Source organism: Paraburkholderia bannensis NBRC 103871, assembly GCF_000685015.1.
Classification (GTDB): domain Bacteria; phylum Pseudomonadota; class Gammaproteobacteria; order Burkholderiales; family Burkholderiaceae; genus Paraburkholderia; species Paraburkholderia bannensis.
In genome coordinates this window covers 23,776-47,282 of the sequence record NZ_BAYA01000045.1, presented here as the reverse complement: position 1 = coordinate 47,282, position 23,507 = coordinate 23,776, and the positions used below count along the sequence as shown (strand labels likewise).

At 58.3% G+C, this 23,507-nt stretch carries 19 protein-coding genes and 1 pseudogene; 5 read left to right on the top strand and 15 right to left on the bottom strand.

Annotated features, from left to right (window positions below):
• On the bottom strand, positions 1-797 hold a 797-nt coding region (locus BBA01S_RS46370; protein WP_042298470.1), incomplete at its 3' end, for an alpha/beta hydrolase.
• Positions 798-813: 16 nt separating this feature from the next.
• Entirely contained in the window at positions 814-1,635 is an 822-nt protein-coding gene (locus BBA01S_RS36170; protein WP_027820688.1) for an enoyl-CoA hydratase/isomerase family protein, read from the bottom strand.
• A gap of 158 nt (positions 1,636-1,793) precedes the next feature.
• Between BBA01S_RS36170 and BBA01S_RS36165 the strand changes: the two genes are divergently transcribed.
• The gene (locus BBA01S_RS36165; RefSeq protein ID WP_027820687.1) at positions 1,794-2,690 is read left to right on the top strand and encodes a LysR family transcriptional regulator; all 897 of its coding nucleotides are present in this window, start codon (positions 1,794-1,796) and stop codon (positions 2,688-2,690) included.
• Between the two features lie 239 nt (positions 2,691-2,929).
• Here BBA01S_RS36165 and BBA01S_RS47305 read toward each other — a convergent pair.
• Together BBA01S_RS47305 and tnpB are read right to left on the bottom strand one after the other, a co-directional pair.
• A pseudogene (locus BBA01S_RS47305) lies at positions 2,930-3,978 on the bottom strand (IS66 family transposase); the annotation flags it as partial.
• Between the two features lie 32 nt (positions 3,979-4,010).
• Entirely contained in the window at positions 4,011-4,454 is a 444-nt protein-coding gene (tnpB, locus tag BBA01S_RS48710; RefSeq protein WP_156966214.1) for an IS66 family insertion sequence element accessory protein TnpB, read from the bottom strand.
• 4 nt (positions 4,455-4,458) lie between these two features.
• On the opposite strand from tnpB, the gene BBA01S_RS48705 reads away from it, so the two are divergent.
• Positions 4,459-5,466, top strand: a complete 1,008-nt coding sequence (locus tag BBA01S_RS48705) for a hypothetical protein (RefSeq protein ID WP_167336082.1) — start codon at positions 4,459-4,461, stop codon at positions 5,464-5,466.
• Between the two features lie 51 nt (positions 5,467-5,517).
• On the opposite strand, the gene BBA01S_RS36150 is transcribed toward BBA01S_RS48705, so the two are convergent.
• From BBA01S_RS36150 to BBA01S_RS36120, 7 genes are read right to left on the bottom strand one after another with little or no spacing between them, the layout of a single operon-like run.
• A complete protein-coding gene (locus BBA01S_RS36150) occupies positions 5,518-6,078 on the bottom strand; it encodes a toxin co-regulated pilus biosynthesis Q family protein (protein WP_042298464.1) in 561 nt (186 codons plus the stop codon).
• Positions 6,079-6,107: 29 nt separating this feature from the next.
• Positions 6,108-6,536: a lytic transglycosylase domain-containing protein gene (locus BBA01S_RS36145; protein WP_174479200.1), complete on the bottom strand. Its 429-nt coding sequence runs from the start codon at positions 6,534-6,536 to the stop codon at positions 6,108-6,110.
• Positions 6,536-7,771, bottom strand: coding sequence for a TrbG/VirB9 family P-type conjugative transfer protein (locus BBA01S_RS36140; RefSeq protein WP_027820684.1), 1,236 nt, complete (start codon positions 7,769-7,771; stop codon positions 6,536-6,538). The genes BBA01S_RS36145 and BBA01S_RS36140 overlap by 1 nt, the downstream gene beginning before the upstream one ends.
• The gene (locus tag BBA01S_RS36135; protein WP_407668367.1) at positions 7,768-8,601 is read right to left on the bottom strand and encodes a transglycosylase SLT domain-containing protein; all 834 of its coding nucleotides are present in this window, start codon (positions 8,599-8,601) and stop codon (positions 7,768-7,770) included. Before BBA01S_RS36135 ends, BBA01S_RS36140 begins: the two co-directional genes overlap by 4 nt.
• Positions 8,594-9,874, bottom strand: coding sequence for a TrbI/VirB10 family protein (locus BBA01S_RS36130; RefSeq protein ID WP_027820682.1), 1,281 nt, complete (start codon positions 9,872-9,874; stop codon positions 8,594-8,596). Before BBA01S_RS36130 ends, BBA01S_RS36135 begins: the two co-directional genes overlap by 8 nt.
• Before the next feature lie 2 nt (positions 9,875-9,876).
• A complete protein-coding gene (locus tag BBA01S_RS36125; protein WP_027820681.1) occupies positions 9,877-10,746 on the bottom strand; it encodes a TrbG/VirB9 family P-type conjugative transfer protein in 870 nt (289 codons plus the stop codon).
• Positions 10,743-11,447, bottom strand: a complete 705-nt coding sequence (locus BBA01S_RS36120) for a type IV secretion system protein (RefSeq protein ID WP_027820680.1) — start codon at positions 11,445-11,447, stop codon at positions 10,743-10,745. The genes BBA01S_RS36125 and BBA01S_RS36120 overlap by 4 nt, the downstream gene beginning before the upstream one ends.
• A 459-nt stretch (positions 11,448-11,906) precedes the next feature.
• Here BBA01S_RS36120 and BBA01S_RS47295 point away from each other — a divergent pair, with 459 nt between their 5' ends.
• Positions 11,907-12,536, top strand: coding sequence for a hypothetical protein (locus BBA01S_RS47295; protein ID WP_156966212.1), 630 nt, complete (start codon positions 11,907-11,909; stop codon positions 12,534-12,536).
• Between the two features lie 148 nt (positions 12,537-12,684).
• On the opposite strand, the gene BBA01S_RS47290 is transcribed toward BBA01S_RS47295, so the two are convergent.
• The gene (locus BBA01S_RS47290) at positions 12,685-12,933 is read right to left on the bottom strand and encodes a hypothetical protein (protein ID WP_156966211.1); all 249 of its coding nucleotides are present in this window, start codon (positions 12,931-12,933) and stop codon (positions 12,685-12,687) included.
• Between the two features lie 1,410 nt (positions 12,934-14,343).
• Between BBA01S_RS47290 and BBA01S_RS36115 the strand changes: the two genes are divergently transcribed.
• Positions 14,344-15,561, top strand: a complete 1,218-nt coding sequence (locus BBA01S_RS36115) for a RepB family plasmid replication initiator protein (RefSeq protein WP_407668368.1) — start codon at positions 14,344-14,346, stop codon at positions 15,559-15,561.
• Positions 15,562-15,774: 213 nt separating this feature from the next.
• On the opposite strand, the gene BBA01S_RS36110 is transcribed toward BBA01S_RS36115, so the two are convergent.
• The 3 genes from BBA01S_RS36110 to BBA01S_RS36100 all read right to left on the bottom strand — a co-directional run bounded on the left by BBA01S_RS36110 (position 15,775) and on the right by BBA01S_RS36100 (position 18,855).
• The gene (locus BBA01S_RS36110) at positions 15,775-16,782 is read right to left on the bottom strand and encodes a hypothetical protein (protein ID WP_027820678.1); all 1,008 of its coding nucleotides are present in this window, start codon (positions 16,780-16,782) and stop codon (positions 15,775-15,777) included.
• A 282-nt stretch (positions 16,783-17,064) separates the two neighbouring features.
• Entirely contained in the window at positions 17,065-18,162 is a 1,098-nt protein-coding gene (locus BBA01S_RS44325; protein ID WP_084162753.1) for a ParB/RepB/Spo0J family partition protein, read from the bottom strand.
• Positions 18,163-18,171: 9 nt separating this feature from the next.
• Entirely contained in the window at positions 18,172-18,855 is a 684-nt protein-coding gene (locus tag BBA01S_RS36100) for a ParA family protein (protein ID WP_027820677.1), read from the bottom strand.
• Between the two features lie 3,540 nt (positions 18,856-22,395).
• On the opposite strand from BBA01S_RS36100, the gene BBA01S_RS36095 reads away from it, so the two are divergent.
• Positions 22,396-22,641: a hypothetical protein gene (locus BBA01S_RS36095; RefSeq protein ID WP_245641699.1), complete on the top strand. Its 246-nt coding sequence runs from the start codon at positions 22,396-22,398 to the stop codon at positions 22,639-22,641.
• Positions 22,642-23,507: the final 866 nt, after the last annotated feature.

The following is a 23,507-nucleotide window of genomic DNA, read 5'->3' as shown; positions in this document are numbered from 1 at the left end:
TTAGGCTCCAGTGCGTTTTCGAACGCTTTGAGCGCGAGATCAGTGGCCGCCGTGTGATCTTGCTCGGCAACCACCATAAGCAGCGGCGTGGGCGACACCCGCGCGACGTATTCGCCGGGTGAGTACATACGGGCCCATCGGCTCGAGCGCAGTGTGACGCTGTTTGCCCATACACCCTCAGGAATGGGCTGCAGATAGAAGCTGATCTCGTCTGGCGCGCTGTATGCGGCAGGTTTGGACGCGTCTTCACTAACCAGTTGAAGAGTCGTTGGGGCTTCACCGCGAAGCTGCGCGTGCTCGTCGGCATCAAAACGGGCCTCAAGCGCTGCAACGCCTTGGGGCGTGACGCGACGTAGACCTGCAGCGTGGCCGTCGATAGTCGGGACCTGTGAGACGATAGCCTTTAACCGTCTGTCGGTTGCTCCCAGCACAATCGCATGACCGCCGGCATAGCTGGTACCCCACAGTCCGATTCGGGTGTCGTCCACCTCCGGCCGATCCTGCAGCCACGAGATCGCTCTTCGCCAGTCTGAGATCTGCAGCCACGGGTTAATGTCCTGGCGAGGCTCGCCGCCGCTATCGCCGAATCCTCGATGGTCATGAAGCAGCACCGCGAAACCAGCTTCCGCGAAGAACGTGGCCATTCGCTCCAGGCCGTGATACCGCGTCCCACCATAACCGTGCGCCATGGTGATGGCGGGCAGCTGGCCATCGCGATTCTTGGGTACAAAGAGCCACGCAGCCAGTTCGACTCCCCCGTCAACGGGGAAGCGGATATCTTCTTTGCTGTAGTTCAATATGTCCTCGCCTAAGTCAATCGTCGTTCAGATCGCCGAGCAACTTCCCGAGATTCATTTCTGCGTCCCGGGTCTGAAACCCGCGTTTGATTGCGGCTTGAATCCGCTTCTGGGCTGCTGGCTCTCGAACGCCTTCGCCGAACAAATCAGAGTCACGGCGAAAATCCTCGATCGGGGCGAGCGCCAGGGCATTGACTCGCCGCTTCACGGCTACATGACCACCACCGGGAAACTGTGCGATCCGCTGCGCGAGCGATCTGACAAACTCATCCAGATCGGCGGCCGGCAAGGAGCGATTGATCCAGCCATAGCGCTCTGCCAACTCTGCGTCGTAGTCATTCGCGCTCAACATGACCTCGAGTGCGCGCGATCGGCCCATCAACCTCACCAGGTGCTGAGCGCCACCACCTCCCGGAACCACTCCAAAGGCTGGCTCCATCTGCGCGAAGATCGCCGACTCTTTCGCCGCGAAACACATATCGCAACCCATCACGAACTCGCTTCCCGCACCTCGAACCCGCCCCTCGACCTGCGCGATGCTCACCAGGCGGCTCTCGCTGAGATAACGAAACAGCACGGCGATCGAAGCCTCCCCGGTCAACCTCGCGGCCTCGTCGCGATAAGCCTTGATCTGCGTTACGTCGACGTGAGGAATGAAAAAGTCGGGGTCTGCGCTCTTGAAAACGATGACGCTTACCGTCTCGTCGTGCTCTGCCTGCGAGATAAATGAAACGAGGTCATGCACCAGTTCCGGGCCAAGTAGATTCATCGGCGGCGCCATGATGCTCGCGATCAGCACGGCACCGTCGCGTTGGATTGTTAGGGTTTTGAAATCCATAGGGCACCTTCGCATGTCGGAGGAAGAATTGGTGCGGGCGAACGCTCGTGCGCTTTTAACCCTTCAGGAAGAGACAAAGTGCGCGAGGAAATGTATTTACTTTTTAATTCATCGAATAGACGGTAAATTTGAGAGGCGCCCTTCCATAGGAGAGAGGCTTGGACCGACTTGAAGCGATGACTATCCTTTTGGCCGCCGTAGATGGCGGAAGCTTTTCCGCAGCGAGCCGTCAGCTTGGCGTACCGCTCGCGACTGTTAGCCGCCGAGTGGCAGAGCTCGAATCGCACCTGCGAATCCGGCTGGTTTTGCGTTGCAATCGCGGCCTGACGCTCACCGAGGCTGGCGAGGCATACGTCGCTTCATGTCGGCGGATTATTGAAGATATCGCAGAGGTCGAACGCACGACGACCGGCGATTATCACGCTCCAAGGGGGGAGTTGGTGGTCGCCGCCCCCATTGTGATGGGACGTCTTCACGGGCTGCCCATCATCGCTGAATTTTTACGGGCATATCCGGAGATACGTGTGCGAACGCAGCTGGCCGATCGCAGCGTGAATCTGCTTGAAGAGCGTGTAGACGTAGCGCTGCGTACTGGGGCGTTACCTGACAGCAGCATGATCGCGGTACACATCGGGCGAGTGCGCCAGGTGCTCTGCGCGAGCCCTGCCTACCTGGCAAGTCGAGGAGTGCCGAATACTCCCGCAGATCTGGAGTCGCATGACTGCGTGGGATACGAAGGTCTGGTTGTTGGCACGAGCTGGGAGTTTGAAAGCAATGGTGCTTCGCACGTCGTCGACGTGGCCTGGCGAATGATGGTCAACTCGATTGACGGTGCGGTCGTAGCTGCGGAGGAAGGTGGTGGAATAGCCCGCGTTCTGTCGTATCAGATCGTAGAACAACTAAATTCCGGGGTCTTGGTAACAGTGCTGGACGATTACGAACTACCCATCACACCAATCAACTTGATATATCCCAGTCAGCGTCAAGTACCGCTGAAGTTGCGCGCGTTTCTGGACTTTGCAGCTCCGCGGCTGAAACAGCGTCTCGCGGCATGAGGCATCCGTGTGTCTTCATTCGGTCAATGGCGCCTGCATCGACCAGTCTGGCGTCGGGATTACGTTCATTAGCGGCCACTGGGAATTGGACGTGCAATGGCTGATACGGGTCGATATCGGAAGTTCGCAGAGAGCGGCGATGTGCTTGCTGGGGTCGCCTCAGCGCCAATCTTTCGGCACCGGGCCGGGTGTCCGCCGCGTTGTGACACATTTATAGTCGCAACGGTGTCACTTTTAATACGGTCTACGACAGCGAACAGCTTTCCAATCAGCCCGACGAACCGTGTAGCCAGCAGGTCCGGCGTGCGCGCGGGCTTCGGCACGGTCTCTTCCGCCTTGATGAATCCGCGACGCACGTGCGCCCAGCAACCGAGATGCACGAGCTGGTGATCACGAGCGATGCCGTTGTATAGCTCATAGCCGTCGGTCATCAACACGGTACCAGGCTTCACGCCCGCATAGAGCCGCTGCGCATGCTGGGCGCCACGCCCCGGCGAGTACGAGAACATCCTAACGGGCGGTCCCGAGCCGTTGACTTGCGCCCACAGATAGCTCTTCGATTGCGGTCGCCGTCCTGGCTCCTTCAACACCTGGAAGGTTGTCTCGTCGCCGTAGATGAGTTCCGAGTCGAGCAGCACATCGCGCATCAGGTTGATCACGGGCTGCGCGGCAAGACCAACGCGAACAACGCTGGCCGCCAGAGTGTTCGACGAGATGTCGCCGCCGAAGCGGCGCAGCAGGGTTGCCTGGCGATACAGCGGCATGCCGTACTGGTACTTGCCGGTGCTGGCGTGACCTTGATGCCGAGGTCACAGCAGGGACACGCGTACTTCACCCGTTGATGCTGGACGACGCGTACCTGTTCGGGAATCACGTCGAGCTGCTCGCTGGTCTCCACACCGATCTCAACCAGCGCATGGCCGTCGTGCGCGCAGAAGCGCTCCGACTCGGGCAATTCGTGCCGCACGATCTCGCGCGGCAGATGCGGATCGAGCGGTTTGCGTCCGCGCTTGCCGCGCGTGTGCCCGGCAACCTGCGTGGCGGGTTCATCCTCACGTGCGGGCGCGGCGTCAGTACCGAGTGCTTCGGCCTCGTTAAACAGGCCGAGTTGATCAGTCGCGCGAGCCTCGCTCGACGCGCCGAACAACTCGTGTTTATAGGCACGTAGGCGCTCCTCTGCCAGGTCGCGCTCAGCCTTCGCCAGCCGAAGCTCGCCACGCAGTGCGTCGCGCTCGGCGAGTAGCGCCTGATACTCTTCGGCACTGAGTGTGACGATGTCGTTCGGCATGGCCAGTTAGACCGTCCAGATGCGCCGGGCGTTCAGCCGATCCGTTCGTAAAACCGGCGTGGGTGCTTCTGGATAAGAGCCAGATCGATGCCGTCGAGCAACCAGTGCAATTGCTCGACCGTCAGAGAGATAGTCTCGGTGCCCGATGGCCAGGTGAAGCGATCCGCCTCGAGTCGCTTGAGCAGCAACCAGAATCCGTTGCCGCCCCAGCCGAGTATCTTGATGCGATCGCGGCGCCGGTTGCCGAATACGAACAGTGCCGAGGCCATCGGATTCAGGCGCATCGACTGCTCGACCAGGATCGACAGTCCGTTGATGCCGATACGGAAGTCGACTGGCTCGCGATACAGATACACCTTCAACCCTTCGTCGAACCGGAACACGGCAGCCTCCCGAGCATCTGGACGACCCTCTCCAGTTCTTCCACGGCTGCCGGCCCAACCTCGAGACGAACGCCGTTTGGCAATACAACGCATTTGATTGCAGCACCGACAGGCCAACCGTCCCGCCACCCGACGCGAGCGAAGTGGGCGAAGCGAAGCTCACGGCCCATTTCGCCAGACCGCCCTGCATCCTGTTGAAGACGACATCGGCGTTCGCGCCCGCTTCGCTGCCACGGTTGAGCGCCATCTGGATCGTGCGCACGCGCAACAGCACCTGTCGCGTCGAGACCGCGTTCTCGCGCTTGAGCAGCTCGCCCATGCGATCGGCCGCTTCCTTTGTGTCGTACACAATGACGAGGCGGCTCTGCGGATTGACCAGCACCTTGCCCATCGGCGAACTCAGGGCGGTCAGTTCGGACTTGATAATGTCCATCTGGTCGAAGTCACCCTTGCGACCGGTCGACGTCTTAGCGGAGAAGGAGCCCGTATCAGTGTTGGTGCCGCCGGTCGAGCCAGTCGACTGGTTGCCCGTCGACGTGTCGGTGCCCTTCGACATCGTCGAGTCGATCGAGACCTTGCCGGGAATCGCTGCGATCTGGTACGTGCGCGTGACGAAGCGACTGACGTTGATGGTCGAACCGTCGAATTCCCAGTCAAGGCCCAGGTTTTCCGCGACGTCGTGCATGTACTGGCCGATGCCGCACATTTCGCACGGCTGCTCGTACACCGGCTCCTGATTCGCAACCGCACCAACCCCGGACGCGTTGCCTTTGGTCTCGCCGCTCGCGCGCGGAATCAGCGCATCACGCGGAATGTAGACATCCGGGCTGATGTGCACGGGATAGCCCGATGCGCTGGACACAAGCGTGCCCAGGGTCTTGATCCCAAGGTGGGGCGGGAACGTGACCTTCTTGTCGCGGAATACCGCAGGCAGCGTCGCGACGTACGCGAGCGGCACCGGACGGTCACCAAGGAATGCGCTGTCGACGTGCTCAACAAGCGGCACGCTCTCGCCCGCGCCGTCGAGCGCGGCGCTCGCCGTCGCATTGGCCTGATCGTATGCGTCGTTCACATCGGACTGCGTCACAGCGCAACCGGCAAGTGACAGGGCGACGCCCGCGGCGACCATGGAGCGGAAACGGAAATGGCGCATCGGTCAGTCCTTGCAGTTGGCCGCGCGTGCGATCACGCGAACGACGTTGTTGGTGTGCTCGCACACGCGGGCAGGCGTACGCATGTGATTGGTTGCCCGCATCACCTGTGTGAGCAGGCCATCGAAATCGCCACTGAACGACGCGTTGAATTCCACCGGCAGGTCATCGTCGATCTTCCAGGCGAGTTGCCAGCCCTGCGTCTGCAACCACCGGTCGAGCGCGTTGCGCAGGTTCAAATCCTGCGGTGCGATCGACAACGAGAGCGTGGCCGGCGGCGCCGTACCCGCGCCCGGCAGGACAATGGTCTTCACGTCGGTCGACGCGCTCAATGCTGTACCCGCCGCGAGCGAGCCGAACGCGGCGGGCGCAGTTGCGCCAGCCTGCGATGCGGATGCTGCTGCCGTAGCTGTCTTCCCGCCATTGCCTGCACCCAGCACCTGCCAGCCGTCTCCGGCGGGAGATGGCACCCGGGTCTGATCGGGGTCAACGCTGGCGTTCGCTGCGCTCGCGAATGTGAGGGCGCACACGGCGACGAGGCCGATAAGGACGCGATTGCAGGGCATGGCCCCATGTCGGTTAGGTATGCTCATAATCAATGGCCCTGCAGGCGTCGGTAGATCGAATTGGCGTAGGCAATCTGGTGTGCCGTCGTTGGCGAGTTGTATGCGCCCACGGCTTTCCAGTTCGCGCCGAACTGCTGGATGTTGGAAGCAAGAATCCAGGTTCCCACGTAGGCGTTCACGCAGGCGTTAAAGAGGTGCTCACGCCGGATACCAAATCGCGCAAGCTTCGGCAGCCACGACGAGTTGATCTGCATGAGGCCGAGATCCTCGCTGCCGTTGGCATTACGGTTCACGGCGTTCGCGCGCATGCCCGACTCCTGTTGCGCGATCGCGCGCACGAGCCGCACGTTGATGTGCCGGTACGCCGCCGCATCGTCGATGCAGTCCGCGCGCGAAACCGACGGGAACATGCCCGGGATGGCCAGGAAGACGGCCGCTTGCACAAGAGCGAGCCGCATCACGATGCTGCCCCCGCACGTTCGAAGTACTTCACGTCGTGGCGACGCAGCACGCTGACGGTCTGGCAGTCGGCCGTCACGATGAACTGCTCCGAGGTGCCGTTGAACTTGTAGTAGCGCCCCTTCTGCTCGCCGGAGCCGAGGTGGCGAACGTCCGCGACCGAGACGTTGATGACCGAAGGCGAGAACTTGAAGAACGTCTCGCCGCCCTGGTCGAATACCGCTTCGAGGTGGGCGCTGTTGCTTGCGGGAAAGTCATAGACCGTCCCGGCGCGGCGCGCGACTTCCACGCGCGAGGTGCCATTCGACACGAAGAAGCGCTCGGCGCGATCAATGCTCATCACACCCGCGTCTGCATCCCATCTCGGATGCAGCGACACGCCGTCCGCCGTCTGGAATGTCAGGTCTTTCGGCTTTGCTGCGAAGCGGATCTGGGTGTGGGTATCGTCACCGTCGCGGATCGCGTTCGCGCCGAAGTATTTCGCGAGCAGCGACTCGACCGGCGCGCTGGGGGCGTCGCCCAATGCAACCGTAGCGACCGCAGCGCTCGACGTCGGCGTCGACGCGACCGCGAAGTTCAGGGCACCCGATTTTTCGAGCTCGCGGCGCAGGCGCACGTGGCGCGAGTCGAAGTCGACGTCCGCATACAGACCCGTCTGGCCCATCAGCCGGTCGAGCGCGTGCATCCAGTTTTCGCCGGGCTGGGTCTCGAAACGGCTTGCCGCGCTCAGATCCACGTCTTTCTGCGCGGAGCCACTCCAGCCCTGCGGCACAAGCGCCTTGACCACCGCCGCGACCGGCATGTTCGCATTGAGCGCGCGCACCGGCTCGAGCGCGCCGTGTTCGCCAACGAGTGAAAGCCGGCCGCTGAAACCTGCGAATGCCACGGGCTGGTCATCGCCCGCCCCCGGCACGAGACCGTGGCCACCGATAAACGTGTTGGCCCGACTCCACGACGCAGTTGCGGTGTGACCTGCGACCGTGTACTGGATGCTCGGCGGCGTGCCGTCGACCACCACGTAGGGGCCTTCGCGGTGCCCGCCTGCAACCGAGATCGACTGGCCAGCGCGCGGCTGGATATAGGTCTTCGAACCGTCGTTGAAGATCAGTGCCGGGCGCTCTGCAATACCGCCCTCGATCTCGTAGTCGAAATCGAACGGATCGGTGCCGGCCACCGACAGGCGCGCAGCGGCGAGCAGACAAAGGACGGCGAGACTGCAAACGGAATGCTTCATAGGCCAGCGTTGATCTGGTTGATGTGTCGCACGAAGCGCGCGAGGTAGGCACTGCCAGGAGCTGGGTTCGCGCTGTGATACCAGGCGATCGCCTTCGCCACCGAGTGCGTGCGGCTGTAGTTCTCGTTGAGGATGTCCTCGGCCACACGCACATTCGTTGCGGGCGCAAGCGCATCCCACGGCGACGCGAAACGCTGCCGGTGGTAGCACCAGTTCACCTGCATGATTCCCACGTCGAAGTCACAACGACCTGCGGCGATGAGTTTGCGAATCGCACCCACCGCGTCCTCGCGCGAGCGGAAAAAGTAGCCACGGCCCGCAACGTTCAACGTCCATGGCCAGGCGCGACCGTTGTATGCGGATTCGTTCAGGGCGATACCCGCCAGCACCTTCGGATCGACGCTCGTATGCAGCAGCTCGAATGGCGTGACAGCCTGTGCACATGCCCAGCCACCGCGGCCCTCGGTCATGGCCGCCTGCGCATCGTCATCGAGCTCATCAGTACGCAGCCAGCCGCTACGAACCATGAGGCCCGCGAGCGACACTTCCTTCGCGTCCACCGAGACGGTCATCCCCGCGTCAGGCGTGCTGCGCACCGTTTGACCCACCAGCGGCGCGGCCCACGCTTCGAACGCACGAAGGCCGCAATACAGCACCGGCTTGCCGTCGAGCGCGGCCACCTCGCGCGAGCCTTGCGAGGCAAGGACGAGCGAGGCCGGGCTGATGAGCTGTTCGATCGATGCGGCATGCGCCGCGCCAGTGACGCACGTGCACGCAGCGGCAAATGCGAGCACCAGACGGCCGGGTACGCAGCGCACAGGACTAGCCACGGTACGGCTCCAGGTGAATGTCGCGATTGACCTTGACCATGAAGCGCTGGCCCGGCTTGATCGTGATAGTCGGCGGGATGTTCTGGTAGCGGCTCAGGATCGATTGCGACGTCTGCGCTGCAACCTGGCCCGCGGTGCTGCCCACCTGCGTCACGCCGTACGGGCTGCTGGTGGTCGATGACGTGTCGCTGCCGTCAAAGTGGTTCACCAGGATCGCGGTGATAAACGACGCGCCGAAAATCTTCCAGAAGTGGTTGTTGACGTCGCCCGAGAAGCCCGCGTAGCCGTTCTGGTCCGCGCCCTGGGCGCCGAAGAGCGGCACCTGCTTGCCGTTGGGCAGGCGCATTTCGGTCGCAGCAACGAGGATGCTCTCCTGACCGACCTTGATGTCCGACTGGTAGGGCGCGGTGATGAATGTCCCCTTCGGAATCATGAGGCACGTGCCGGTCACGCTGTCGTACACGTTCTGCTCAACCATCAGCGACGCGGAGCCAGGACGATCCGAGTTTTCGCCTTCGGTCACCAGCACCTGAATGTGGTGAGGCGGCGAGAGCGTGCACGAGCCGGACTGGCCAACAAAGCCGGCGCTCAGGAAACCTTCGCCCGATGCGGACTGCGCCTTTGCATCCCGCATGAACTGGAGATCCGTCTCCTGCGACGATGCGGTCGTGGTCTTGCCCTGCGCCTGGCCCATGGCCGTTGCGAGCGCGCGCGCCTGCGCGTCGGCCGAGCCGGTCGCGGCCTGTTGCGCAGCGGCCTGCTGAGCCGCGATCATCTGCTGGGGCGTCATGATGCCTGCCGCGCCATTGGCCTGTGCGTCGCCCTGATCCTTGACCTTATGACCAGGAGCAAAGATGGGCGACGCGTAGATCGAATCATCTTTTGCCTGCGCGGCCAGCGTCGACGTCGGCACATCCTTACCGAACTGGTCGAGCGAGAGCCCTGGCTTCGCAGCCGCCGTCGGTGCTGACGCAGCGGCAGCGGCCTCACGGGCCTTGCGCTCATCCTCCCGGGCGCGCGCCTGCTGGTCCTGGATGATCTTGTCGATGTCCTGGCCGCTGGGCGCGCGGTCGACGGACGCCGCGGTCTTCGCGGCCTTTTCGGCCTTCGCATCCTCATCGGCCTGATCCGCGGCCTTCGACTGGTAGTAATAGCCGAGGGCGCCGATGAGCACGGCGAAAATCACACCCACGCCGACGAGCGCGTTACGGGGCGACTTGCCCTTCGTCACGCGCTCCTGATCCGAGAGGTTTTGCGGGTTCTGGCTCGACATGCTCAGAATCCGAAGAGACCGCGTCGGCCGCGGGTGATGGTGACTTCGTCGCTCTGGGCACGCAACACGATCTTGTCGGCCAGCTGCTGGACAACGATGTACGGCCCGCGACGGATGAAGTTCGGTGCAACGTCGTCACCGTGATCCTTCACGATCGGCACGGCAAATGGCGCATCCGCCGGCAGGCGCAGCCAGACGAACTTCCCGTCATCAAAAACCGTCTCAGGTTTGAACGGCGCGGAGCCCGAGATGGTGTATTCGAAGTTCAGCTTCTCCGGCGAGACACCGATCGGGCCGGAGTCCGTTGCCCCGTCACCATTCTGTCCACCACCGCCTGCTGCCTCGGCACGAGCGCGCACCTTCGCCATGAGCGATTCGGTGTAGCGAAAGCGCACGGACTGGTAGAACAGGCCACCGAGCGGCGAGGACACCAGCGTCATGTCGTACTCGCGCAGATTCGTGGTCAGGTGAAGCGTATTGACCATGCCCGGCTTCATCGGCTTGATGTACACGTGATTCGCGCCGTCGGTGTCGATCGCCCACGAAACCGAATCGCCCATGGCCGGATCGACGGTCAGCTTCTCGCCGGGCGCGAGCTCGATCGTCGTGAGCTTCGCCGGTGCCGTGAGAATCCTGAAAATCTGGTCGCGGCTGTACGGAAAAATAGCAATGCGCGCATCGTTAGGCAGCGTCACCGGATCGGTGCCCGCGTTATACGGATTCACCGGGCTCATCGGGTCGCCCATGATCGCGCCGACATCCAGCGAACCGCCCGCAAGCGAGGGCTTCGGCGCGGCCAGGGCCGTATGGGAAAACACCAGCGCGCAGGCGAGCGCGGCAGGCGGCAGCAGGAAGCGGGCCGGAGTCGTCATGCGATTTTCTGGAGCGAGAAGAACGGGAAGAAAATCCCGAACGGGTTGGTGCCCACCGCGTCGTCCGAACTGGCCGGGACGATCTGGTAGCGCAGCGTCAGCGCGAAGCGCTGCTCAACGGGACGGTCAGAAGGAAACTGGGTCGTGGTCGTGGTGAATTCCGCCACAACGGTCGAGTCATCGAGCACCGACACGTTCTTGACCGACACCTCGCGGACGTATTTCGGATTGGCGGTGATGGTCTGGAACGGCGCGTCCTTCTTGAGCCAGTCGGCGAACTGGTTCTTGGCGTTGTCGAGCATCTGCGCCTTGACGGCGTTGATGTTGCGCGCGAGTCGGGATGTTTCGATCGTGGGCGTGAGAACCGGTTCGATCGTGAACCAGTAGCCGACAGAATCTGCGATCGATTTGCGAAGCGCCTGATCGTCCGGCTTGTACGCAGCCAACTGCTTGATGAGGGGGTGACCGCCGGCATCGGCAGAGATGCCGTATGCCTTGACCACTGATGGCGGCGGCTGTCGTGTCCACACCGCCCCACCCGCGATCACCGCAAGGGCAAGCGTCGCGATCTTCCAGTGGTTGGCCTCAACCCGCAGGCGCGTGCCGCCGTCGAAGATGATCTTTTCAGGATCTTCTTCGGAGTAGCCGCCCGGAGCTGTGGAGAGGGCAACCTGCTTTTTGGACCTGCGGAATAAGGACATGACGCGCGCGCACGAGTGGGTTCGCGTCAATTGAAACAGGCCACGGAATGGGCCTCGGGGGCAAAAGGGCGCCGTTTTTACATACCATTCACGCCAGCCATAGCGCGCGAGAAATTTTTGCAGGCGCCTGCGCCGTTTTCAGCGAAATGGTGCTGTTTTTAGTGAGCTTTTGAGATTTCTTGCCAGAAAACTTGGTGGTAGGTTGAATTGCGCAAATTGCGCGTGCTCACGAACGGCACATTTCTCTTTGACATCAATTACTTAAATTTACCAACCCTTGAGTTTTCTGCAGGCGCCTGCACGTCGACATTTATGCGCTCGCAGTCGACCTTTGCTCCAACGGTAAGCTCTACGCAAACTGTGCCCTTCTTGGACGTCAGACGGATTGAGATTTGGAGGCATGTGCTTGACATCGTCTCAAGGGGAGTAGATTTGACCTTAACCCCTCGGAACACAGCCATGATTCGACCTCTTACTTTCCCTTCTGTACTCGACCAATCTGCGGCCCGATTGATGCATGACGAGATGCGCATGCGCCGCTGCTCGAACTATCAACTCGGTGCTTTCTATGATTCTCTTTTGTCCAAGCGAATTTGGTCTTCTCAAAAAGATTTGGCGTTGGCACTCGACGTCTCGTCAACCCACGTGTCGCGCCTGCTTTCTCTATCACGTATGTCATCAGCGATCCTCGACGCCTTAGGCGGGCCGACCACAATAACTCTACGAGCCAGCGAACTCGTTCGCCACGCAATCGACCGGCACGGCGAAGACGCTGTCATCCAGCGTATCGGCGAGGCGAGGACGGCGGGCTATCGCGAGTTAGGTGACCTTCTCGAATATGCTGTGGCGGACCGTTTGCCCGATCAGGACTTTAAACCAGTCAGAGTGAGTATCGGGCGCGATAAGCGGAGCCTACGCGTCGAGATGGGGGATCTATCACGCTTTTCGCCTCATCTCGTGCAACTTGAGGAATGGCTACGAGATTCGCTCGCAATGTTCGAATCAAGACTTGTTTCCCAGAAACGCATCGCAGCACACGAAGCCCGGGTCAACCGTCTCTATCCTTCTAGACCTGGGCGCAACGTTTGACTGGACAGAATAACCTCTCCGGTATTCTTGGTATCAACCCGGCGTGCGGTCATGCTCAATTCAATATCAAGAGCATTCTTCCCGCGTCGTTCAGCAACTTGCTTGCTCGCAACAGCGGCCTGAAACGCGACTCCCACATGACAACTCGCTAGCTGGAAACTGCTTCATTTCGCTTCGACTTGTGTAGTTCACAAGCCACGAACATGCGGAATGTCTCGTCAATCGTTGGCCAATGCAACGCTTTCGTCGCGTTGATCTGGGTAGGTATGCGACGCTTTTTCACTAGGCTCTCGAGGCCACAGGCGATCTTCGCGAAGCTGCCTTTACTTTTCCACCGCAAACGTCTGCGGTCAAGATCTTCGCTTAGATGGCTGCCCTGCCCGTCGGCTTCTGCCAAGCGATAGCTCTCGTGGAGAGCATTCCACAGACTTTAAGCTGTGGCTTGACGTCTGAACAAAGCGATGGTTTTAAGGTGGATACTTTTGGTGAAGAACGTGACAGTCGTTCGTTTACGTGTTTACTTGTAAACACTTTCCTTCTTTAAAACCTTTAGGGCATCAAAACTCCTTTTGATATATGGGTTTACGGCGTCAAAGGTGTATGAAGTTGGGATGATGAGTGGATAAATTTGGGGTCGGACGTGGAAGGATATGGGAGTCAGGTGGAACATTCTGGGATCTTGAGTGGGTGGATATGGGATAGGAGTGGATGTTTTTGGGAGTCGGCGTGTAGCGCAAGGTGGATGTTTATGGGCTGCGTGCGACAAGTGTCAAAGGTGGATGATTATGGGAGCCATTTCACTTGGAGGGTGGATGGTTTTGGTGCCTGGTGAGTTATTTCCCTCCCCCTTCGATCAAGCCGTGTTTTGGGAAATGAGGCGGTTCAGAGTCGAGGTTCCCTTAGGTGGATGATTTTGGGACGCCTTTGATCCTTCCTTCGAGCGGCCCGTTCCGGCTTGGAGGCAACAGATGATCGAGTGTCGTGCGTCGGTCTTGCGATCCCCGCCGGAATGGGCTACCGGTTTTCGGTTGTTGAGCGCAAAGGTGGAAGGTTTTGGGAGCATGGCCAGAATGGTGCCTGCAAACCCCCTACTTTCGAAACCGACGGTGTAAAGATTTGGGATTTGGTGTTGGTGGATGTGTGCACTCACTTACAAAAAAATGTATATAAATCAAATTGTTGAATTCGACAATTGGGTTTGCGTAGTAAGACAGAGAGCCGCAAATCGTTCGCGCGCATGAGGTGTAAAGATTTGGGATCGACGTTGGTTTGCGCGGTCTGGCGCCTAACTTCCAGGTGCACGGTGGAAGGATCTGGGAAATTTCGGCAATGATGTGAGTAATCACTTCTGTAAATTCGTATATATTTCAATGATATAGGCGATTTACATTAGGTCTAGGGCATACCTAGGCGATCTGACTTTGAGCCGAAAGGTGTACGAAAATGGGATCGCAGATCAAATGCTTATGCTCTTCGCTAGCCTTTCGGCAACGCCAGATGTGGACGAATATGGTGAGCGGCTGATGTCCGTTGGGAGGTCCGAGCTGCGCACTTGAACAAGTGCCGACAAAAATCTATTGGGCGTGCTCTCTGCGGTTACCCCGGCCGTACTTCCCCTCGGTTCGAATGGTGGAAAATTTGTGGCCTAATTTCCACCTTTCGGTAGAATCGAAGGAACATCCGAGGGAAAACTGTGGCGACTAGCAGACGAAAAACAACCCGAGAAGCGCTTGGGATAGACCAATTCGGCCTGTTTCCGGACGTTGAACTGCCGGATACGTATAAGAAGGCTGTATCAGCGGTGCACATGGCGCCAAAGGACGGGCCAATGACGCTCAATCAATACCGCGTCTTTGATGCACTGCTAAAGCACGCGATGGATCAGCACAAGGCAGATCCCAAACGCGTTTGGTACACCATCCAGGTTTCTGAACTCTCTGAGAAGATTGGACTTGAGAGTTCGAACAACACGGCGTATTTCAAGGGCATCCTCAACGACCTCACGACGTTCGGGGTCAATTGGGACTATTTGGTTGGGCTCAAGAAAGGAGAGTGGAATGCGAGCGCTCTCCTCGCTGCAGCAAAGATTAGCAGAGGCGGCCTACTTAGTTACCACTATGCTGAGAACCTTCGTGAGTTGTTCGTAACACCGGAAATTTGGGCCATGGTGGATTTCCGGATTATGAAGCGGCTCAGTCATGCCTTTTCTGCACCTCTTTATCAGAACGTCCTAAGGTACGAAGGTCTGGGGCAGACGCCTGTTCTCTCTGTGGATGTATGGCGCGATCTCATCGTTGGAATGAATTGGCGCAAAGGCTCGTATGCCGTCTACAAGGAGTTCAAGCGTACAGTCCTCAAAAAAGCCCTAGATGACATCAACCGCAACGCGGATCACGTCTTCGAACTCGTGGAACTGAAAGAAGGTGGACGAGCAGTCTCTTCGCTTCAATTCATTATCAAGAAGAAGGAGCGCCCAGACGTGGCTGCGGCACCGGATCTCGATGTACTGTCCTCAGTCACTACACTCGGTGTGCCGTTATCCGAAGCGCGCAAGCTTCTTGCACGGCACGGCGCGGAGCAGGTTTCTGGAGCGGTACTCTACGTGGAAAAACGGTTGGCAAATAAACAGCTGCCGCCGCTCGAAAACGTGTCGGCTTATTTCCGCAATGCCGTGAAGATGGGGTGGACGATTAACGAAGAGCCTGCTCAAGAGAAGAAGTCCCAGCTACCGGCGCCAGGCAGTGCGGTAGCGTCTCCGTCGGATTTGAGAGCGCTTTTCATCGCGGATCGTATTGCTGAAAGCAAAGGCTATTTCGCCGAGCTTGATACTTCGGATCGAACGGCGCTCGTCGAGCGGTACAACGATCTACAAATCAATACTGACTTGAAGATCGCTGACGAGCACAAAATGAAGAAGCTCGCTTCGACAGCCTTCTTCACGTGGTTGGCGGACGATACGTGGGGCGCTTCAACGGATAGCGATCTGCTCAAGTTCATTATGACCAAGATCAAGGTCACCATCTGAGCGATCGGTTTTGGGGGGCGCTTCGTACGAATACGTGTCCTTGTGCATTTAGGCAGGCACGCGAACAACACTCGTCGATCGATGCTTTTCATTGCCCTCGACCGCGCCCGCTGCGTCAAATTCGTCGTTCCTGATCTGGGAGTAAGGGATGACTAGAATCAAAACGGTGGATCGACGCTTGTTCTATACGTGGCTCGAAGGATCCTGAAGTCATTATGTGATGGCAATCAGCGGCTCGCGAAAAAATTCGGGATGCTGCACTACTAACCTGCTACGAAGCGCCATCGCTCGAGCATCGCCGAATCCCGTATATCGTTTGATGGCGTTAAGCGTGGAGCGAGTCTCGCCGTTACTAATCGCTAGTACGAGCTCTTCAAGCATCTCTTCGTCATTAAGAGGCAGGACCTTCGATTTCAGTCCGCCGTCTTGTCCAGGCTTCGAGCCGGACAGGTCGACCTGAAGGTCCACAGTCATCCGAGTTAGTTCGCCGGTGTTTTCGGAGGGCCTAGGTAGAGGGGCCACCCCATCGGTGGTAGCGTTCGCAGCAACTGGCCACGTGCTATGCCAGTGGACCGCCGCAACATGCGTTCGAGACTCCTTGTCACGAGCAGCTTGCAGCATCTCGTGAACGGAGGGCTCGGATTCATTGTATTCTGCGGCGTCACTTCGTCGTTCGCTGGAGTGCTGCGGATTACCGTGGCAAGCGAGAACCCAACTCATACTGGCGACGGCTTCAAGTAGCAGACCCAAGCTAATCGCGAGCACAAAACTCACGGCCTTGTCATCGATATGGATCAAACGTGCGAGTCTAGTTGAGACCGGATCCGCCTCGGCAGCTTCTCTTTTTGCCAGCACGCCTCGCCTTTCTGCCAGTTGGTTGTCGATGATCTGTTCACGCCGTCGCGCCTCGGCGAATTCAATGTTTAAGGCAGTCAATTTTGAGGAAAGGCTGCTTCGCCTCAGCGTGAGCCAACGGCAATCGCTTGTGCATTTCGCAAGCCGAGCGCTCGCCACTTCCGTCTCCACGCTCGCGCGCTCTAAAGCGATATCGTTGAGTGTCCGGCCTGCACTGCTTATGGACGGTAGCGGGGACAACGGAATTTGTTGTGAGCGTTCTAGCCCGGCATCTCGTTGCGAGTTCACAAAGAATGTCGCGTGGGTGTAGCCGGTAGCCAGCAGAGAGAAAATCCAGAGTACTCCCACTGCGATGCGGGTATGCATTTGCCGTCGACGTGCGAGAGACGGCATGAAATGCGCGCTCAAAAGCAACGTAAGGCCTATTGCAACCCACGCGCATTTCTCAATTCTGCTGCCGCCCCGCTCTGCTCCAGCTAGAACCGTGACCATCGCCGAACTGCACGTGGCGATAAGCCCTAGAACCAGCGCGATCAAACGTGAGGCGCGTTCGCCGAATTGAGGCGTCGGGGGTACGCGGCCACGTGCTTTGGCGCAATTCGCGAGGTTTCCTACAGTCATAGACCGATATTTCACCGTTAGTGGAAATTATTCTTTCGCTGTACCTGGCTTACCGCTGAAAGGTTGCAATACTTCTCTAATCGCACGCTCAAGTCGGTCCCGTGTGTCTTGAGGGAGATTGACCAGTTTCAGATCAATCCGGTTTTCGCCGTAAGTCTTCAATTCACCCAGTGACTGGCCGGCATGGTCTTTGAAACGAAAGCGTTGAACTGCGCTTTGACGAACTTTTCTCCCATCGGCGCGGTTCTCGCCGGCGTGGTTCACTATTGCCTGTACATCGCGAACCCGCAGTTCGCCATCGATAACTCGACGGATCAGCTTCAGCGTAGCGTCGTCGTCTTTCGACGTTTTGTCGTAATAGCGCACAATCTCATAGGCCATTCGTGTTCCGAATCGCTCTGGGGCTGCGACCATTTCCTGAAGAAGACCGTCAGGGAGCCTCCGCAGCGCTAACGTCTGCGAAACCTTCTCCGCGTCGATGCGTAATGCCTCTGCCAAGTTAGCTTGTGTAGGAAATTGTCCGCCATCAAGCATCCTGCTCCATACCACCGCATTGTCGAACGGCGTTTGGGACGCCCGCTGACTATTTAGCTCGTACCCAAGCTTGTAGCTTTGGATGCCGATTTCGAGGTCAACTACGGTGATGAGCGCATCACGGATACGTGCCTTTTGCAGCGCCCGCATTCTGCTTCCGCCGTCAGCGACAAAATAGGTGTCTGGATTCAGATAGTCCGGGACGACGTGAATAGCTTGCTGCTGACCGTTTTCCAGAATGCTTTGGGACAACTCGGTGAGTTTGGCCTCGTTGTAGAAATGCCTTGGATTGAAAGCTGTGACCTTCAAAGAACTCACCGGTGCGAGAAGTGTCTGGCCCGGTACATATCGATGCTCAACGCACCAGTGCCGGTAAGACTCTGAGAGCTCGTCGCTGAGCTTTGACTCGTCAAATAAGCCGTTGCCACGCTCAGTGCTAGCGGACTTTTCTTGCACGGACGTCTCATCGTCAAGCATTCCGGCTGCAATCGTGAACCGACGATCAGCAGAAGCAAGCTGCGAATTCAACTCGGACCGTGAGGCCGGAAGAGGTTGCGTGAATTTGCTTGTGAAGGGGTTTGGCTTGTTCATTGAATTTCCTCAGTGCAAGAACGAGAGAACGTCTTGAGTCATAGCCAGGACTTCTTGCGATGCCTCGCGCGCCGTCTTTCCCTTGCATTCAAAGACGGTCATCCCTTGCGCGTATGCTTGCGCGTAGATTTCACGGAAAGCGATGAGGGTGGCACAGCGAGGAAAGTCGAAATGCTCAATCGCCTCGATGCACGACTTCGTGAGCACCCGCGATTCTCCAAGCACCTGGTTCAACAGCAAGCCGAAACGAAGTTCGGGATTGACTTTTTTCTGCACCTCTTGGATGGAGCCGACCGTCGGACGCATGGCCTGAAAGTCTGCAAGTGAAGGTCTGAGCGGAAGGACGACGAGGTCAGCCATCACAATTAGAGCCTCGATATCCCCTTCGAGGCTAGGACGGCCATCGATCACTATGTACTCGTAGGTACCAGTAAGCTTTTTAATCTCCGACGCGAGATTCTGCTTTGCTCCTGACAAGTCGGTGTAAGGAAAAGGGATTTCGCCGTTCCCGTTCTGAAACCAAAGCACGACGCTGTTTTGAGGATCGCAATCAACGAGGATTACTTTTTTACCGAGTTTGTTTAGACCGGCCGCCAGATTCCCGGCGGTCGTGGTCTTGCCACTACCGCCCTTCTGATTGGTGACCAAGACAATTTGCGTGCGTTTCAGATTTGGGGCGTCGCCCATAGTCATCCTTGTCTGTTCGGAATTTAGGTGAGAATTACGTAAGACGCACCGCTTGGTACGTACCAAGTAACTGGGCAGTCAATCGGAACTTTAAACGTTGAATGTTCTTACTTCAAGAATTAAGTGAAATTTTCACGAAAAATCTAGAAGACTTGACTATCAAGCGAATAAAAGAAGTTTCCACAGAGCGCTAATTTTGGTCGTGCCTGCTGTTGCGTAACACGCCAATGCTCGATGCGGGTTGTCACGCTGGCACAAGCCAACGGAAAGCGGGCGATGTCGCCTGCAGCACAGACGTTCAGGGCCACGCATCGTCGCGTACGAATCACGGTAACTGAACGGTCATCCTCGGTGACACGAACCGGCCTTACGACGAGCACAAGCTCGCAGCCTGAAGGCACGGCAAACAGCTTGTCGCCGAAGCGCGCCGCTGTCATGTTCGAACGTAGATTGGTACGTACCAAGGGGCCCACGATTTGGGAAAAATCCGCTGCCTTCTCGCTCCAAACTTTCTGAGGCGAATGGCAACGCCCTGCACGCACTTATGCTTTCATAAGCGGCCAGCTCCGCTCGATCGAGGCTGTAACGGGTTCGTGGAGTGTATCCGCAACGAACCGTGGGAGTGCCCCGATAAGTCGACTTGTAGAGGCGCATCCTTGAAAGACGCGTGCGAGCAACTCGTTTCGAGTACTACCATCGGTGTTGGTACGTACCAATTTGCAGGCCGGAAACCGCGGCCATTGAATATCTCCGCAGATTGCCGTTTTGACCGAGTGGCTTGGGATGAGCGCCAAACACCTAGAAGTCATGCTCCATCTATTGGCCTTGGCCAAACATGAAACACCATCCCCACCGACACTTGGCATGACCGCAGTGGATCGTCGTGCACTGTTGTAATGCCAACCTGCTGGGAACACGATTGTCGTTGATGTTTAAAACTGGACGGCCTTAGGTATGCAGTTTGGAAGTGATGACCGATCATTGAGTACTCAATCGCTTTTTCCGGCAAGACGAGTACCGAGGACGTCCAGAAGGCGGAGGGTCATACGTCAAAGCTGGATGCCCATTGGCGAGAGTGTTGATGAGATTGAGAAAATGTAAAGTTGCCACAGGACTGCCAGTTGGTACGTACCAACTACCGAACCGGCGTCGGTGCTATGACCGAAAATTGTGCCGCGCCTAAAGCCTCAGTCGAGAGCGCACGACGTTATCGAGGCGGATAATCTCAACTCGGGAATCATGTCTCAATCGTCTTTTTAAGGCGACTGAACCAAGCTGACGCCTCCACCAGAAGGCGTGAACAGCGAGTCGTCAACACTTTCCAGAGCCTTTTCCGGCCTGATAGTTTGCATGCACTGAGACTTAACCTTTCTATTACGGGCCAGTCGACCGAGCTTGGCAAATGACAACTTCGTCGGGCTTGCGTCAACGCGACTCTAAATTACTGGTCTGTGTTGCGGCTTGGTACGTACCAATTCGCAGCGGACGTTTTGATGGCTTTTAGTGCTGCAGTGAGAAGAGTCTTTGCTCTGCGCTTCTGCACGACGTACTTCAACAGCGGTGCAGCAGCACGGTTGGTACGTACCAAGTCGTGCAGTATTTCACCCTACGCGCCGGGAGGACTTGCGTTGTTTCGAGATTGGCGAGCCAAGTGGTTTGCTGCGAGAAGCACTCCGGAACTGAGCGGTGAAAGTTTCATTTGGGCTACCCAGTGGAAGGTAAGAATTTGACGGCGACCCCCGTTAGCCCTGCGCACTGCAATGATCAGGCGTAGCCCATAAGCTTCGGTCGCGGCAGTCGGCCGTTCGCAGGCGGCGGTGGAGCGACAGAGGGATCACTAGCGATAGCCGCTTGGTACGTTCTAATTGCTCGTAAGGTTATGTCGAACTCCGTTCCGGCTGACACTAACGGCGTCGAGGTAATCGATTTGCTTGGATAGAGGTCAGTTGTGGGTTGTTCTTGGGCTCAATGCGCGGTAGGCCAATCCGCGATCGCGACCTGCCGCTCATGACAGTTCCGGTCGAAGCAGAAGCGGACGCGTCCTTACTGCCCACCTACGTGTCGGTAGATTGGATTCAATAGTCTCGAACAGCTGTGTCGAACAGGGAAACCCGATCGTCGTGAACGTGCTCAAGATATGAGCGGAAATCGCGCGCGTAGAAGGCTGAGGTTCGGCTGCGAACGATATTCGTCTACGAGAAGACATGTGTCCGTTCTGAGAAGATTTTTCCGCCGAAATTTGTTACGCGATGGGTCAATGGAATTCGAAAGGCCCTCCTTGCTTTTGTCTCGCAGAGCCAGCCGTGTGAGCCGTATTCGTGTAACCCGTTAAACGTGAAGCGCAAAGCGCTGCTCCGGGCGGGCGAGTGGAGGCATTTGGGATCAGCTGATGAGCATCCCCACGTTTTCAATGCGAGCCACTGGGCGACGACTGCGCCGTGGCAATTCTCTCACCTAAGAGAGCCAAATAACCTTGGCAAAAAGGCTAACCTGCGGTCGACAACGTTACGTCGCAGTTTGTCAGAAGCATCACCCACAATTCCCGGGCTGCGGAAGAAGAAAGAACGAGTTGGAGCGATGAAGCGCTGCGCAAACTGGATCGCATTTGGGTGTGTTGCTGAGTTCCCCCCCCCCCCTTGCCGTGAAACAAAGGTGGAGCGGTTTCTGGTAATGCTAAGTTATTGATTAATAGTGTTAATTTGTTGGTTTTTTGCCATTGTTTCACGGCCGTGTCGAAGAATACTAAGGCACAAACCAGCCTAATTCGTGCCCTAATATTCCCTCCGCGTCTCCGTATGGTCAATGTGCGTTTTGATACGTATTTCGTAATTATATCGTGGTGGAGTGTTCTAGCCGTTTCGCGTCACGTCCGTCTGCGCACTGCCGCTTGGATGGAGCCGGGAGACGCGCAGCGCCTTAGCTTCGTCGTCAAATTTCGCTCGCTAACATCAGAAACATCGCCGCTACGTCAGCCGCTGCCACGTCCGACCAAAAAACCCTGCGCGTCGAACTCGGCCATGTCAACGACCTGCTGACCGATGCCCGCGTGCGCGAAATCGCCGCAGTGTGCTCGCGCGGTTGCGGGAAGACGCCGCGCTTCTGGGCATCACCGAGCCGGGAATACGGCGAGCGCTGGGCTATGCCCGGTCTCCGCGCGCGGCCGCGAAATATAAGGATCCCGCGACCGAGAAGAAGTGGTCGGGCAGGGAGGGGCGTCCCAGGTAGCTCGCGGGCAAACGGACCGAGGACTATGCGTTCGATGCGCCGCAGCCTCGTTGGTCGGGCGACGAGCAGGGAGCGTAGGGTCGTCATCCAAAGGTGAGGGAATTTGTACGCCCGGCACCGTGACGGATTGGGTTCCCTCGGTCATACTTTTACCTAGGTGGCCCTGTTCACCCCGGCCCCCCCATCGCCCCATATCTGGAGAGAGTCACAAGCACAATGGCGGACCGCTTCGAACTCGTTGCCCTGGCATTGCCGCCAGACTGTGCGCCGGAATCCCTACCTGCGTGCATCGCGGAGTTTATCGCGGCGTGCTGGAGTGGAATGAGCCGCGCCCAGCTGCTGGACCGCGCACGGCGACTGGCCCTGCGGGCCTCGCTGCGCGCGTTAAAGGAACCAGCCATCGCGGGACCGGAAGGTGTGCGCCGGCATGTGCTCGTGCTGGTCGCGCAGGACATTCAGGTCGTGCTCGTGGCGCACGTGCGGCGCGTGGTGCGCCGCCGCGGAGCGCGCCGCGCGCAGGTGTCGCTGCCGCCCCCCAGGGATGTACGGCAGGGAGGCCTTTTCTAGTCGCCCTCAGTGTGACTATCTCAAACGTAGATTCAGTGAGTACCTGTTTAAGCGAGCGGGTACATTTATGCATCGTTTGGCGATCCCGGCGTAGGCACAACGCTTGGGCTTGAGCTGGCGTCGTCTGCAGTTCGCATTGGGTCAGGTCTGCAAGATTTCCATGAATGTCCACCGCGCATCTGCACGCGCTACCGCCCTTGCGAGCGCGGGCTCATAGCGAATTCGAGAGTTGGACATTCTCTAACCGGTCTGGCGTTACTTCAGCGTCAGCCCGGGGCTGCGCTGCATGTTGGGAGCCAACTTGGACGTATATCTCGATTCCATGAAGGGCTGTGATTAGGACTACGAGTCAATGTGGTTGCGGAGGTATGTGATGCGGGCAGCCGGCTTCGATAGACGGCGCCAATCATCTTGGCCGCCGCCCAAGATAGTGGTCGTCTGTTCGGCCGAAGTAGTTGACGGTCTACATTCGATCTCTGCGTGCGAGATGGGACGCGAATCCTGAGATATATAGCCCTGACGTTTCGGGAAGGTTTCCAGCGAGCATGGCCCACCACGGCGCCTCCCTGGTCCGTGCCGGGAAGTGTGCGAACGTGGCCTGCTAGTGTCATTGTTCGGTTGTTGGGCTGGCATTGATATGACGCTAGCAGTGGCGCCAGTCGTCCCCAACTTTGGCTCATGGCCTGTGTGACTGCGCCACACAGTTTGACAAGTCGACACGCGCAACTATCGCCACTGCGTCGTGGCATCACCGTTCCCGTTCTTCCGTATGCTCGAGGCCGTACTCTTACACTCGTCAAGTTGTTCGGACAGAGACGACGCTCTCGCTGCGATGTCTGGCGTGGATCGGCAAACCGCGCGTCGGA